Origin of the sequence: Flavobacterium nitrogenifigens, assembly GCF_003254565.1 — a bacterium.
GTDB lineage: Bacteria > Bacteroidota > Bacteroidia > Flavobacteriales > Flavobacteriaceae > Flavobacterium > Flavobacterium nitrogenifigens.
In genome coordinates, this window is the sequence record NZ_QJRI01000166.1 from 98,987 (window position 1) to 113,637 (window position 14,651).

Consider the following 14,651-nt stretch of genomic DNA (forward strand, 5'->3'; position numbering starts at 1 on the left):
ATAAAACTGTTGGGTATTTATGTTTTAAGCTTATATCAAAATATATTTTAATACATAATTTTAATAGGGTAAATATATTATCATCATTTTTTTCAAAACATGATTCTAATCATACTGTTTTATATTTGTTTGTATATGTTAACCTTAATAATAGCATCTTAATCTAAAGTGAAAGTGAGATTTACAAAGACATTTCGGCCCATTCGCGGAATTTTGTTCCAGTCGGCATAAGTGGTGTAATATTTATCAAAAATATTCTCAACACCGGTTTGAAATTTTAAAATGTTTTGATTCCAATTGAAAGCATAGCCTGCATTAAGTCCAAAAATGAGATAATCTGAAGTTTTGGTTTGTCCGTACGTTTTTGCAAATTCATTTTGAGTTAGATTTCCTAAAGCGTTAATTCCTGCGTTAAATTTTTCTTTCTTAAAATCGATTCCAGCGCTGTATTTTATCGGACTTATAAATGGCAAATTATTTCCTTCATTATCTTTTCCCGAACTATAAGTAAGCTGAGATTTGAATTGCCAATTTTCAAGAAAATCATAAGTCAGATTAAAATCAGTATTGAAAATTTTGGCATTGTCTATAGCCTCATATCTTTTTACTCCAGAAGCGCCAATAGTCATCGGAAGTGTATTTGGATCAGTTTTACCTATTATATAATTTGAAAAGTAGAAGTAAGAGCCTGTAATTTTTGCGGTTAATTGTGATGTTTTATATCCAACAGAAAAGTTTCCTTCAATGGCATTTTCATTTTTTAGATTGGGGTTTCCAATATAATCGTAAAAATCACTGCTGTTATACAAGTAAAAACCATAGCCTTCAGAAACCGACGGGGCTCTTTCGGCGTAAGCCAAACCAAATCCGAACTCAAATTGCTTCCTATTTTGGGCATAATTTGCTGCAAAACTTTTCAGGAAGCGGTTTTTTGAAGCATCCATATCAGGATAAAAAATACGAAGACTTGCTAATCCAAAATCATTTGCTACGGTATTATTTTGAAATCCGAGATTAACGCCAATTCGAATATTTTCAATTTCAGAAATTTTGATATTATCTTCTAAAGACAATCCGTTGTACAAAGTTCTAACATCTGGCCAAGTATACATAAACATCAAATTTTCATTTGGATCAGAAGGATACATTGTCATCTCGGCAATTGACTTATTGTAAAAACCGTTCAAGTCAGCTAGAAAATTATGGTTTTTCATATTTCCCTTAATTCTCGAATAATAACCATACGTATCAGACCATCCCGGCATATCCATGTGTATCGGTACATTTGGTCTTTTGGTATCGTCCATTTGGTGGGTGATGGAATTAAAATAGCCTTTTGTTTCCCAGTTTGTTATAAGGTTAGATTTTGGCACATATTTATAACTTAGAGATACAATTTTAGCTTCGGCTAAAGAAACATCCATAGGAAGGGCAGGGTAGCCCACATTTGTCGCTTTGTCATAAATTGCAGAAGCTTCCAAGAGGTTTTGTTTGTTTATAAAATATCCTGCACTGGCAGAAATATTGTATTTGGTAAATTGAGAAAAGCTGACTTCTTTATTATTGCCTGCTTTATAATTATCGGCATCACGATGCATAAAATCGATATGAGTATAAAATCGAGAATCATTATACCCTAAAGACGCACCAATAATTTTTTGAAGATTATTACTTTCAAAACCAGAATTTAAACTGCCGTTCCAGCCTGTATTTTTCTCACTAAACTGATTGCGTTTTAAATCGACAGATCCGCCAATTCCAGCACCGTGACAGCTTGCTTGCTGTCCAGATGCTACGCTGGCTTCAGCCAAATTTGAAACCTCAACATAAGACGTAATCGGATCCATTTTGTCGGTACACGCGCCAAATATGCGCATTCCGTCAATAGTAATCACGGTACGTTCTGTCGCCATGTTGTTTATAACTGGTTCCCAAGCATAGGCTCCTCTTTTAATCATATTAACTTTTGATGATTTTGAGAGATATTCTTCTACAGAGGTTAATGATTTTGATTGTTTTAGATGTAAAGAAGGTTTACTTCCAATGACAATTATTTCGTTAAGTTTTACGGTTTCAAGACTATCATTTGGTTTTTCCTGCGCCCAGCATATTGTTGAAAATACAGCCAAGAAGGTTGCTGCTAGATTTTTCATCATTTCTTACTTTAATAGAAAGAGACAAATTGTGTTATGTCTCTTTCTGATTGTTGTTTAGATTTAAAATTCAATCTCAAAATAAAGACTGCTTGATGTATTATCTGTTGTAACAGCTTCACCTTTTAGAACTTCATCTTTTTCATTATATACCTGAAGGTTTATTTTCCAGTATCCTGTCATGGTTAGAGAGAGTTTCCCTTTATAAAAGCCGTTGGTTTCAGATTGAAGCAAATCAGTGTTATTAGGAGAACCATGATTTCCCATACTTGGCATTCTTGGATCGATTTTGATTTTTAAATTAGTAGCAAGTGGAAAAGTCATCATATCCTTCATTTTATAAATACCTACTGTCATATCATTCAGTGCCACTTTTGGAGAAGATGGTGCGATATAGGCAATTACATAATTGCTTCCGTCGCTTCCTTTAAAAGAGCTTACAGTTCGTTTTGAAGATGCAGGAACATTTATTTTGTCAGTTGCGGTGTAGCTTGCACCATCAATTATATATGAAATGCTCAGTTCCCAATATTCCGTTTCGTTTTGCGCCATTTGAAAAATGATATCGCCTTCGTACAAAGTCTTTTTGTCTGATACTTTAGTGATAACTGATTTTGGGCAAGAATGCTGCATCATGCTCATGTGCATAAGCGGTGTCCATTCAAGTTTAGCATCGGTAATATAATTGTTAGTTTTCTTGTCTTTTATTCGAAGTGAAATATGATTGTATCCCTGCACCAGAGAACCTGTTGACGAGAATAATTCTATTGTATGAGTGTCATTTGAGATTTCCTGTATTTTATGAAGTCCGCTTGTTTCGTCAACTGGAATTGAAGAAGAATCGTCGTTAGAAGAGCAAGAGAAAAAGGTGATTGCTAAAAATAAAATGGCTGTGTATTTTAAAATTTTCATGAGATTTTAATTTAAATGATGATAATAAAAGGTCTGTCGAATGAATTCGATAGAAGAAAAAAAATGAGATAAAAATCAAATGAAAATTGGAGGGCGGAAGATATTGACGGCCTCTAAATGAGAATATAAGTTGTTGTAAAAGGCATTTACTATAAAAGTAGTAGTTCTATTTTTTTCAAAAGAGAATACTGGGATTTTTACCATAAACAAAACCACAGTTTCTGTTGTTTCACTTTTCTTTTCGTTAGAAGCTGGCGTGTCATTTTTATAGCTTTTTGCTAATTCTTTTTTCAAATGACATTTTCCGTTACAATGAAGTTCAGGAGCATTTTTGTTTTCGCATAATTCAGTTGCAATGTAATGGAAGTTGACCACATAATCCAGAAATGGAAAAGCGGGTCTAAACACGACTGCAAATAAAAATATGTAAACACAAAGCTTCATTACTTGTTTTTTGAGAATACGAAGGTATTATGAACTTTTTTTTGAGGATATGATTGTAATCATACTTTACGAAAAACAAGTTTTAGAATTTTGATCAAAAGTTTAACACGTAAAAAACAAAGTAATGAACAAACTATTCTTATTAACAATGTTTGGCTTTATCCTGCTCACATCATGCGGGAAAGAAAAGTCAAATACTGATCAGGATTTTTCTACTCCAGCCCCAGCTGAGAAAACAGCTGATGCAGAATCTTATGATCCTAAACGAGGTATCGGGAAATATGAAACCGTTGAATTGGGAGCTTCTTTAGACAAAGCATTAGCTGAAAAAGGGCTTAAAACTGCCGAGGTAAAATGTACCTCATGCCATAAGCCAACAGATGAAAAATTAGTTGGCCCAGGATGGAAAGGGGTAACAGAAAGAAGAACCCCTCAATGGATCATGAATTTTATTACCAATCCAGACCCAATGATTGATAAAGATCCAGAATTGCAGGCGCAATTAGAGCTTTGCATGATTCGTATGCCTAATCAAGGTTTAACGGAAGATGAAGCAAGATCTATTCTGGAGTATATGCGCCAGAATGATGGGGTGAAATAATTGAAAGGAATCAAAATCAAAATAATAGCCTTATGAAAAATAAATTTTTAAAATCGATTTTCGTTGTTACGTTAGGGTGTGCTTTGTTTGTTTCGTGCAAACCGAAAGACTCTACAGATGCTGTTGAAGGCGATGCGGCCCAAAAAGTGTATGTGGCACCCGGAAAATATGATGAATTCTACAACTTTGTATCGGGCGGTTTTAGCGGTCAGGTCAGTGTTTATGGGCTTCCAAGTGGAAGACTGTTAAGAGTAATGCCAGTATTTTCAGAAGACCCGCAAAGCGGTTATGGTTACAGTGAAGAAACAAAACCAATGCTGAATACTTCGCACGGTTATGTGCCTTGGGACGACCAGCATCACTTAGATTTATCACAAACCAATGGAGAAGTAGACGGACGATGGATTTTTGCTAATGCGAATAATACGCCACGTATTGCGCGTATTGACCTGAAAACGTTCAAAACAGCAGAAATTATCGAGCTTCCAAATTGTGGAGGAAATCACTCTTCGCCATTCATTACCCAAAATACAGAATATGTGGTAGGAGCAAGCCGTTTTAGTGTTCCTCCGGATAATGATAATGGAGATGTTCCAATTAATACATACAAGAAAAACTTTAAAGGATATTTAAGTTTTGTGAAAGTTGGAAAAGAAGGAGAATTGGATCTTGCTTTTCAAATTGTAGCTCCTGGAGTGAATTTTGACCTTAGCCACCCTGGTAAAAAAGAATCTCACGGATGGTTTTTCTTCTCATGCTATAATACAGAACAAGCCAATACTTTGTTGGAAGTTAATGCTTCTAAAAATGATAAAGATTTTATCATGGCGGTAAACTGGAAAAAAGCAGAAGAATATATTAAAGCTGGAAAAGGAAAACGAATCCCTGCAAAATACGCCCATAATACTTGGGATGAAAAAACTCAAAGCGCTAAATCTGAAATTAAAAACGAAGTTCTTACTCTTGATGCTTCTGAATTGAAAGATATCTGCTATATGATTCCATGTCCGAAATCGCCTCATGGCTGTGATATTGATCCAACGGGAGAATATATTGTAGGTAGTGGAAAATTGGCAGCTTTAATTCCTGTATTCAGTTTTACAAAATTGAAAGATGCTATTGCTAAAAAACAGTTTGACGGCAATTATGCTGGAATTCCAGTGGTGAAATATGAAGCGGCTCTTCATGGAGAAGTTCAAAAACCAGGTTTAGGGCCTCTTCATACAGAATTTGATGGAAAAGGAAATGCTTATACCACGATGTTTGTTTCGTCTGAAGTAGTGAAATGGAACATCAAGGACTTAAAAGTTTTAGACAGAAAAGCAACTTATTATTCTCCTGGACACTTAATGGTTCCTGGTGGAAATACAGAAAAACCATTTGGAAAATACATGGTGGTTTACAACAAAATTACCAAAGACCGTTACTTGCCAACTGGTCCAGAATTAGCTCAAAGTGCTCAGTTGTTTGACATCAGCGGAGATAAAATGAAATTGCTTCTGGATTTTCCAACTATTGGAGAACCACACTACGCGCAAGGTATTCCAGCAGAAAAAGTTAGAAATAATGGACAGCTGAAATATTATGATATTGCGGCCAATAAACATCCTTTTGCAACTAAAGGGGAAAAAGAATCTAAAGTGGTTCGAGAAGGCAATAAAGTACATATTTATATGACTTGTATCCGTTCGCACTTTGCACCAGATAATATCGAAGGAATTCGCGTGGGAGACGAAGTGTATTTCCATGTTACCAACCTTGAACAAGACTGGGATGTTCCTCACGGATTTGCTATAAAAGGAGCAAACAATGCCGAATTGCTAATTATGCCAGGAGAAACCTTAACCTTAAAATGGGTTCCTGAGAAAAAAGGAATTTTCCCATTCTATTGTACAGATTTCTGTAGCGCATTGCACCAAGAAATGCAAGGATATGTGCGAGTTTCGCCAGCAGGAAGCAATGTTCCGATTACGTACAGCGTAGGTACTAATTTACCAAAAGAATAGCCAGTAACCTTAAGGGAACAAAGTATTCTTTGTTCCCTTTTATTTTGAATTATTATGAGAAATAAAAAACTATCCCCCTTTTCCAAAATAATGCTCTTTTTATCAGGACTTTTATTGATTGGTGCTGTTTTTTTTCCAATCTGGAAAATTGAGCTTACAGCGCCACAATATCCCGAAGGTTTGGTTCTAAAACTTCATGCCTCTAAGATTGCTGGTGATGTAGATATCATCAACGGATTGAATCATTATATTGGAATGAAAACACTGCATACCAATGATTTTATCGAGTTTAAAGTCTTACCGTTTATTCTTGCAACATTAGGTATTATTTCAATTGCTTGTGCGTGGAAATCAAATAGAAAAGGACTCTTTGTATTCTTTTTTTCTTTTGTATTGTTTGGAATATTATCTGCTTGCGATTTCTACAGATGGAATTACGAATATGGACATAATCTAGATCCGAATGCTGCTATTAGAGTTCCTGGAATGGCGTATCAGCCACCAATGCTTGGATACAAACAATTATTAAATTTTGGAGCCTATTCCATTCCTGATATTGGAGGTTGGATGCTGATCGCAGTTGGAGTTTTACTTTTTGCAGCTATTGCTAAAGAAAAATTTGCAAAACCATCTGGTCGGCTCTTGGGCATTCTGCTGGTTCCTGCTTTTCTTTTTTCATGTTCCAGTGACAAAGCTGTTCCTATTAAACTAAATGTAGACAATTGCGATTTTTGTATGATGGGAATTAGCGATGGCAGACATGGAGCTGAAATCATTACGGAGAAAGGCCGAGTATATAAATTTGATGATATTGCCTGCATGGCACATTATTGCAAAGATCACAATGACACTAAAATCAAGAAATATTATGTACACGACTACACTAAAAATAATGAATTGATTCCAGTTGAAAATGCCTTTTTCGTTTCAGGAGGAACAATAAAAAGTCCGATGAACGGAAATATTGCAGCTTTTCCAAATAAAAGTGAGGCAAAAGCTTTTGAGGCACAAACAAAAGGACTTGAAACTGAATGGACAGCAATTTTGAATGAATAAAAAAATCAACACATAGAAACATAGTTTTTTATTCCTAAAAAAGAGAGTAGAAGGAACAAGTTTCTCCACATAGTTGGACTATGTTCGTTAAAATTAGTGAAACGCCTTTTTTAAGTGTCAAACAACTATGTTTCTATGTGTTGAAAATAATGATTCCTAAAGTGATGTCTTAATTAAAATCTTAAATCATGAAATTTCATATTTGCCTTTCATTCCTATTGTTTTTTAATTGTCTCTGGTCTCAAAAGATTGAAGTAGGTTCAGATAAGTCAGTTAAAACAATTAAAAAGGCAATAGAACTTGCCAAATCTGGTGATACTATTATTGTCAATAAAGGTGTTTATCGAGAAGGTAATATTATTATAGATAAAAGAATAATTCTACAGGGAAAAGATTTGCCAGTTCTGGATGGACAGCAAAAATATGAAGTAGTTTCCATAAAAGCCGACAGCGTAATTTTTTCTGGATTTAAAGTGATCAATTCGGGATATGCTTCTCTGAATGATCCCTGTGGAATTAAAATATACGATAGAATTGGAGTGGTCGTAAAAGACAATTTTTTGGAGAATAACTTTTTTGGAATTTATGTTCAGAAAGGATCAAACTGTATCGTAAAAAACAATACAATAAAAGCCTATCAGAAAGAAGAACAGCGTATCGGGAATGGTATTCATTGCTGGAAAAGCGATAGTATGCAGATTGTAGGAAATAGAATTTCGGGACATCGGGACGGAATTTATTTTGAGTTTGTTTCTAATTCTGTCATTTGGCGAAATGTATCTAAAGCCAATATCCGTTATGGACTTCATTTTATGTTTTCTAATGACGATGCCTATATCGGTAATGTTTTTAAGAATAATGGAGCAGGAGTAGCCGTTATGTTTACTCGAAACGTAAAAATGTTCAACAATTATTTTGAAGAGAACTGGGGCGACGCTGCTTATGGTTTACTGCTCAAAGAAATTTCGGATAGCTATATTGTTGGGAATAAATTTATCCGCAATACTTCTGGAATTTACATGGAAGGAACAAGCCGTGTAAAATTGGAAAGGAACATTTTTAAAGACAATGGCTGGGGAATGAAAGTGCAGGCAAGTTGTATGGAGAATGTGATTTCGTCTAATAATTTTCTTTCCAATACTTTCGATATCAGTACTAACGGAAGTCTGGTTCTAAATCATTTCAATAATAACTATTGGGACAAATATGAAGGCTACGATTTAAATCGGGACGGAATTGGCGATGTGCCTTTTCATCCGCTGAGTCTTTTTGCTGTTATTACCGAAAACAATCCGTCGGCGATGCTATTGTTCAGAAGTTTTATGATTACGCTTTTAGATAAATCAGAGAAAATCCTTCCGAGCATAACACCCGACAATTTTGTAGATGAATCTCCCGAAATGAAATCTCTTGTATTATGATTACTTTAAAAAATATAAATAAAAAATTTGGAAGACTGCAGGTTTTACAAGATGTAAACCTTGAGTTTAAAGCAGGAGAATGCATTGCACTTATTGGTCCAAACGGTTGCGGAAAAACTACTTTGATAAAATCGATTTTAGGAATGGTATTGCCTGATAGCGGTGATATTTTACTGCATGATGAATCTGTTTTAAAGAAATTTGAATATCGAAATACTATTGGTTATATGCCGCAAATTGGCCGTTATCCAGATAATATGACCATTTCTCAGATTATAGAAATGATCAAGCAGATTCGGAATTCGAAAAAAGAATTGGATGAAGATTTGATAAAAGCTTTCAAATTGGATAAAATGAGTGACAAACAAATGAGGACACTTTCTGGAGGAACAACACAGAAAGTAAGTGCAACATTGGCTTTCCTTTTTAATCCTGATGTTTTAATTCTAGACGAACCGACTGCAGGACTTGATCCGTTGGCAGCTGAAATTCTGAAAGAGAAAATCATTAAGGAAAAAAACAAAGGAAAACTAATCTTGATTACTTCGCATCTGCTTAGTGAACTAGACGAAATGATTACTCAAATCATTTTTATGCAGGACGGAAAAGTACATTTTCATAAAACGATTAAAGATCTTTTGGAATCAACAGGAGAAACTAAAATTTCAAAATCTATTGCCACAATATTAAAAGAAAAACAGCATGAACAGAATAATTAAAATTGTCTTACTGGATATTCTTAAAAATAAGATTGTTGTGAGTTATGCGCTAATTCTAGCGTTGCTTTCATGGGGATCTTTTATGCTTGAAGACAATACGGCAAAAGGTTTATTGACGATTTTGAATGTAATTTTATTTACAGTTCCGTTGGTATCTATTCTTTTTTCGACTATTTATATTTACAATAGTTCAGAATTTATAGAGCTTTTGCTAAGCCAGCCCATTAAAAGAAAAAAAATCTGGATTAGTTTGTTTGCTGGTCTTTCCATAGCAATGTTTTTGGCTTTTTTTCTTGGTGCAGGAATTCCGCTTTTGCTAAATGCTCCAGGCATGGCAGGATTAATGATGCTTTTGTCGGGAAGTTTAATTTCGATTGTTTTTGTTTCATTGGCTTTTTTGAGCTGTATTCTAACTCGAGATAAAGCAAAAGGAATAGGTTTGGCCATTTTATTTTGGATGTATTTTGCTATATTGTTTGATGCATTGGTGTTGTTTCTTTTGTTTCAATTTGCAGAATATCCAATAGAAGAAGCCATGGTTGGTATTACAGCTTCGAGTCCGATTGATTTGGCCAGAATACAGATATTGTTGCATTTAGATCAGTCTGCCATGATGGGATATACAGGAGCTATTTTTAAAGACTTTTTTGGAACAGCTATTGGTTTGTTAGTTTCTTTTGTGTTACTTGTTTTGTGGATTGCGGTTCCGTTTTTAATTTCGATTAGAAAATTTGACCGCAAGGATCTTTAATATTTTATTATTCACTCAGAATCAAAAAATATGAAAACAGATATTAGAAATAAAGATGATATAACCGTATTGGTCGATGCTTTTTATTTAAAAGTAAAAACAGACTCCACGATAGGGTATTTGTTTACTGAGGTTGCTATGGTCAATTGGCAGAAACACCTTCCGATTATGTATGATTTTTGGGATAATATTATTTTTCATACCGGAAATTTTGACGGAAATCCTATGTTGAAACATCGAATGTTGGATCAGAAAAGTACACTTACAGAAGCTCATTTTAAGCATTGGACCAAACTTTGGAAAAAAACAGTAGATGATTTGTTTGAAGGTGAAAAAGCCGATGAAATAAAAGTAAGGGCAGAAAATATTTCTAAATGGATGATGAATAAAGTCATTTCTTAATATAAAAACGGGAACTCAAAAAGTTCCCGTTTTTAGTTTTTAAAGATATTAGAACTGAATTAATAATTTCTTTTAACCTTGTACAAAAGAAGAAAAAATCGTGCTGTTTTGGTATGATTCAAATCATAAGACATAAAATTAGTAAAACAATTTGTGATCTATAATTTCAATTTTTTTGTTTTTGCTCATAATTGATAATGTGCGTATTACGGTTTCTACCCGTAGTCCTGTAAAATCGGCAATTTCTTGTCTCGTATATGGAATTTTCATTTTTATTGATGTGGCTACGTTATTTTGTTTTTTTAGATTATCTAAAAAATACTGAATACGATATTCGGGCTTATGATTGACTATGTTTTTAGAAAAAACAATTTTGTTATAGATTTTCCATGCAAATAGTTTGAGTATTTTAAATTGCATTTCTGGATTTTCTTCAAGAAAAGAAAAAAAACTGTTTTTGGATAATTTTAAAATAATACAATCTGTTTGAGCAATTGCAGAAGCAGGGTAGGGTTGTCCGATAAAAAGTGGTGGTTCGCCAAAACTATTTCCTTCATTAAAAATACCTACTGTCAAATCTTTACCATCTTCGTTGGTATAACTCATTTTTACTGTTCCTTCTAAAATTTGATAATAAGAAACAGCTGCGTCATTTTCAAAGAAAATAATAGAGTTTTTGGGAATCTTTTTAGCTACAGCTCCCCAAGTGTAAAGTAAGTCAGTATCAATATGCATGGTAAAACAATTAATACGTTGTAAAGAATTGGTTAAGTGTTTGGAATAGTTTTAATTAGAGCAAAGAAAGGTATTAGACAAAAAAGAAAACATGATATTTGTTAGCTTTTGAATTGTTTTTTTAATTAAAATATACTCTAATGCAATTTAGAAACGAATGATATGATTTACGATAAGAAATAAAAAAGAAAAAGCATGAAAAAGAGAAGTAAACTCTTTTATCATGCTTTTTACGATTGTAGATTAAAAAAACTATTTTCCGTCAACTAATACAAGAGTAACTCTTCTGTTTAGTGGTTTATTTTCTGCAGGAGTATTTGGAACTAAAGGTTCGCTTTCTCCTTTTGAGAATAAATGCATACGGCTAGATTCTATTCCTTTATTCTGTAAATAATCTGAAACGGCTTGTGCTCTTTTCATTCCAATTTCAAGATTGCGCTTTTCCGTTCCTATATCACAAGTATATCCTGTGATATTCAAGTCTGTATCTTTATTCGATTTTAGAATTTTAGCAATTTCATCCAATCTTGAAGCAAGCTCTGGAGTTACGCTTGTATTTCCAATTTCTTGAAATGCAAGAGGCTGTTTTTCGATATAATTGCGTTCCTCTGTAGTCAGTTCTTTTTTAGCAGGAGGAGTTTCTACAACTTTTTGCTGTACAGGAGCCTCTTTCTGAACTGGAGCTGTTTCTGCTTGCGGTTGTACAGGTTCTGCTGTTTGCTGAACAGGTTCTGGCTTGTCTTTAGCTAATGAAAAACCTAATTTCAGTTGAATTCCAGCAGATAAATAACGGCTTTCCTGAACTATTTTGCCGTTTCCAATTGTACCGTTTGCCTGAATATTGTCAAGTCCGTTCGGGTTGTAAGCCACGATATTGGTATTTGCAGTTTCTTTTGCCAAATCAGTTAAACCGTAATCAACGTACAAACCTGTGTAAAGCTTTGTTTTTTCTGCAAGTTTGAATGTAAGTCCAGTTTCAAAACTTAACATAAAAGCAGGATCTAAGCTTACTGTTGTTTTATCCTGCCAGTTGGTTACTTTTCCAAATCCGTGAGATGGGAGATCATCAACCAAAAGATTCATATCTGGATAATAACCACTTAACTGTAGTTCTGAAGCTGAAGCTTTTACAGTTTGTTTTCCAGGAAACATAATTTTTCCTCCAAATCCAAAGTACAATTGCGTTTGAGAGGCAATTGAAGTTCTGTATTGCATCATTAATGGAATAGCAAAACCAATAAAATGCTGCTCTTCTTTGTAGTTAGTAGGAGTGACCTGATACTCAAACGCAGAAGTCTGGTCATCGACTTCGTAAGTTGTGATTGTGGTTCCGTTATCCAATTCAAAACTATTTTGATTGTAAGTAACATCAACTCCAGTTGAGATTCCCCAGTGGTCGCTGAAGAAATAGGTGTATCCTACACCTATTCCTCCGCCAAATTTTAACTTACCGTCTCCGATATTGCTATCGTATAGAATTCCAGACGGACCGCCGTTAATTTTAAAATTAATTTCCTGTGCTTTTATCGTGACGCTAAACAGTGTTAGTATAGCTATGGTGGCTTTAATTTTCATTGCGTGTAATTTTAAATTAAATCTCATTTTTATTTAACCAATAAGTTGATTGTTTTTAATTGACCGTCAGCCAGTTTAAGAACAACAATGTATAAGGCTGTCTGTGATGGAGCGATAATTTGATTTTTAGCTTTTACATTTGAAATAGTCTGCACTAATTTTCCTGTAATGTCATAAATAACCACCTCAGATCCGCTTAGTTGAGAATCACTAAAATCACATTCTAAAGTAAATTCACCTCCTGGTTTAACTGGGTTTGGATAGATTTTGATTTTTTTACTAAAAACTGTTCCAGTAGTTTCAATTGGACAAGATTTAATTGAATTTCCATTTTTGTCTTTTGCAATTACATGATAAGTACCATTTAAAGGCTGAATTTCACTATAATATTGCTTAGTTGCTCCAGAAATAGCAGCTCCGTTTTTATACCATTGCCATGCCACAAAATTGTTCGATTTATTATCAAAGAACAGAACATTAGCCCATTGCTGAATAACAAGTCCAGATTGGCTTATTTCAATTGGTTTGACAATTGCTGTCGCTGCGTTATGATTCTGATCTCCAATTTGCGTAGCAGTAATGGTTGAGTTTCCTGAACTTGTAATATTTAAAGTTGATCCAGAAATTGTACCCAATGCTGCATTTGCAATTGTATATGAAACTGGCAGCCCACTGTCTGTTGTTGCAGTTAAAGCTACATTGTTTGAATCTGCGCAGCCAAATTCTAAAGTCTGATTCCAAGTAATGGTTTGGTTAGCTTTAGTAATTTCAAATTCTGCACCAGTAAAGTTGATTATGTAATCTGCACCTGCATTAATTGTTCCTAGTTTAATGTTGTATTTTCCAACATTTTCTCCGGCATCTCTTGTAAGCAGACCAGTAAGTATTGAGTTTGTATCTCCATTAGCAAAACCTAGAGCCGTGTAATTGAATACAGGATCTGTCGTGCCATATACTTTTGTATGTCCTGTTGCTGCAGTTACAGTAAGAGTATATTTTTGAGTTGTAAAACTTACTTCGTTTCCATAATTAATAAAACCATTGCTATTTACAGCATAAGTTCTAACGTAGTAAGTTCTATTTCCTCTAAGACCAGATAAAGAATTTGTAAATGTTCCTAATGCAGCAGTAACATTGATTTTAGTATCGGCTGTTGTAGGGTTAGCATGTTGTGCATATACAAAACCAACTTCTGTTAAGCAAGATCCGCTATCGGTATTTATTCCGTCAGAAGATGCTGTACCTGATAAAGATGCGCCAGTTGTGGTTATTCCTGATATAGTGGCAGTATTTAAGTTAACTGGATTAGTAGGCTGAATTACTTCAACAGTTACAGAAGCTGTACAAGAATTACTATCTGTAACAGTTACAGTGTAAGTTCCAGCTGTTAGACCCGTTGCAGTTGCAGCATTTCCACCAGATGGAGCCCAAGAGTAAGAGTAAGTTCCTGTACCACCTGTTGCGCTTACTGTGGCAGATCCGTTATTTCCATTATAGCAAGATACAGCTGTAGGAGTTGCAGTTAAAGTTAAAACATCAGGTTCTGTAACAGTTATGGTATTTGAAGTAGAACACAAGTTTTCATCTGTAACCGTTACAGTATATATTCCTGCAGTAAGGCCAGTTGCTGTTGCTGCATTTCCGCCAGACGGAGACCAAGAGTAAGTATATGCTCCAGTTCCTCCAGTTGCAATTACAGTTGCAGTACCGTTATTGCCTCCGTTGCAAGAAACATTGGTATGCGAATCAGTTGCAGAAAGTGCTGTAGGTTCTGTAATTTGCACAGACTCTGTTATAAAGCAGCCATTTTCATCGGTTACAGTTACCGTGTAAGTGTTTGGACTTAATCCTGTAGCTGTTGCTGCATTTCCTCCAG

The 14,651-nt window shown here is 34.5% G+C and carries 13 protein-coding genes; 7 read left to right on the forward strand and 6 right to left on the reverse strand.

Translation table 11 applies throughout. The features are described 5' to 3' along the window. Window positions 1-158 precede the first annotated feature (158 nt). From DM397_RS05720 to DM397_RS05730, 3 genes are all read right to left on the reverse strand, one after another. The gene (locus tag DM397_RS05720; protein ID WP_239457804.1) at window positions 159-2,156 is read right to left on the reverse strand and encodes a TonB-dependent receptor; all 1,998 of its coding nucleotides are present in this window, start codon (window positions 2,154-2,156) and stop codon (window positions 159-161) included. A gap of 60 nt (window positions 2,157-2,216) precedes the next feature. Next, window positions 2,217-3,065 (reverse strand): hypothetical protein, encoded by an 849-nt coding sequence (locus tag DM397_RS05725; RefSeq protein ID WP_111376608.1) that lies wholly within the window; start codon window positions 3,063-3,065, stop codon window positions 2,217-2,219. A 75-nt stretch (window positions 3,066-3,140) separates the two neighbouring features. Continuing rightward, complete coding sequence (locus tag DM397_RS05730; RefSeq protein ID WP_111376609.1) at window positions 3,141-3,509, reverse strand: hypothetical protein; 369 nt, start codon at window positions 3,507-3,509, stop codon at window positions 3,141-3,143. A gap of 124 nt (window positions 3,510-3,633) precedes the next feature. On the opposite strand from DM397_RS05730, the gene DM397_RS05735 reads away from it, so the two are divergent. The 7 genes from DM397_RS05735 (at window position 3,634) to DM397_RS05765 (ending at window position 10,465) form a co-directional block, all read left to right on the forward strand. Further along, window positions 3,634-4,110, forward strand: coding sequence for a c-type cytochrome (locus tag DM397_RS05735; RefSeq protein WP_111376610.1), 477 nt, complete (start codon window positions 3,634-3,636; stop codon window positions 4,108-4,110). Window positions 4,111-4,142: 32 nt separating this feature from the next. Further along, window positions 4,143-6,116 carry a Sec-dependent nitrous-oxide reductase gene (nosZ, locus tag DM397_RS05740; RefSeq protein ID WP_111376611.1) on the forward strand — a complete coding sequence of 658 codons (1,974 nt, stop codon included), beginning with the start codon at window positions 4,143-4,145 and terminating at the stop codon, window positions 6,114-6,116. A 90-nt stretch (window positions 6,117-6,206) separates the two neighbouring features. Further along, a complete protein-coding gene (locus DM397_RS05745; protein ID WP_111376612.1) occupies window positions 6,207-7,172 on the forward strand; it encodes a nitrous oxide reductase accessory protein NosL in 966 nt (321 codons plus the stop codon). A gap of 188 nt (window positions 7,173-7,360) precedes the next feature. Next, window positions 7,361-8,593, forward strand: coding sequence for a nitrous oxide reductase family maturation protein NosD (locus DM397_RS05750; protein WP_111376613.1), 1,233 nt, complete (start codon window positions 7,361-7,363; stop codon window positions 8,591-8,593). Next, entirely contained in the window at window positions 8,590-9,312 is a 723-nt protein-coding gene (locus DM397_RS05755; protein ID WP_111376614.1) for an ABC transporter ATP-binding protein, read from the forward strand. Before DM397_RS05750 ends, DM397_RS05755 begins: the two co-directional genes overlap by 4 nt. After that, the gene (locus tag DM397_RS05760; protein WP_111376615.1) at window positions 9,296-10,063 is read left to right on the forward strand and encodes an ABC transporter permease subunit; all 768 of its coding nucleotides are present in this window, start codon (window positions 9,296-9,298) and stop codon (window positions 10,061-10,063) included. Before DM397_RS05755 ends, DM397_RS05760 begins: the two co-directional genes overlap by 17 nt. A 30-nt stretch (window positions 10,064-10,093) precedes the next feature. After that, window positions 10,094-10,465 carry a group III truncated hemoglobin gene (locus DM397_RS05765; RefSeq protein WP_111376616.1) on the forward strand — a complete coding sequence of 124 codons (372 nt, stop codon included), beginning with the start codon at window positions 10,094-10,096 and terminating at the stop codon, window positions 10,463-10,465. A gap of 138 nt (window positions 10,466-10,603) precedes the next feature. On the opposite strand, the gene DM397_RS05770 is transcribed toward DM397_RS05765, so the two are convergent. From DM397_RS05770 to DM397_RS05780, 3 genes are all read right to left on the reverse strand, one after another. Continuing rightward, the gene (locus DM397_RS05770) at window positions 10,604-11,200 is read right to left on the reverse strand and encodes a Crp/Fnr family transcriptional regulator (protein WP_111376617.1); all 597 of its coding nucleotides are present in this window, start codon (window positions 11,198-11,200) and stop codon (window positions 10,604-10,606) included. Window positions 11,201-11,452: 252 nt separating this feature from the next. Further along, the gene (locus DM397_RS05775) at window positions 11,453-12,775 is read right to left on the reverse strand and encodes an OmpA family protein (protein WP_162615465.1); all 1,323 of its coding nucleotides are present in this window, start codon (window positions 12,773-12,775) and stop codon (window positions 11,453-11,455) included. Window positions 12,776-12,804: 29 nt separating this feature from the next. Continuing rightward, window positions 12,805-14,651: MBG domain-containing protein (locus DM397_RS05780; protein WP_162615466.1), on the reverse strand; the 1,847-nt coding region annotated here is incomplete at its 5' end.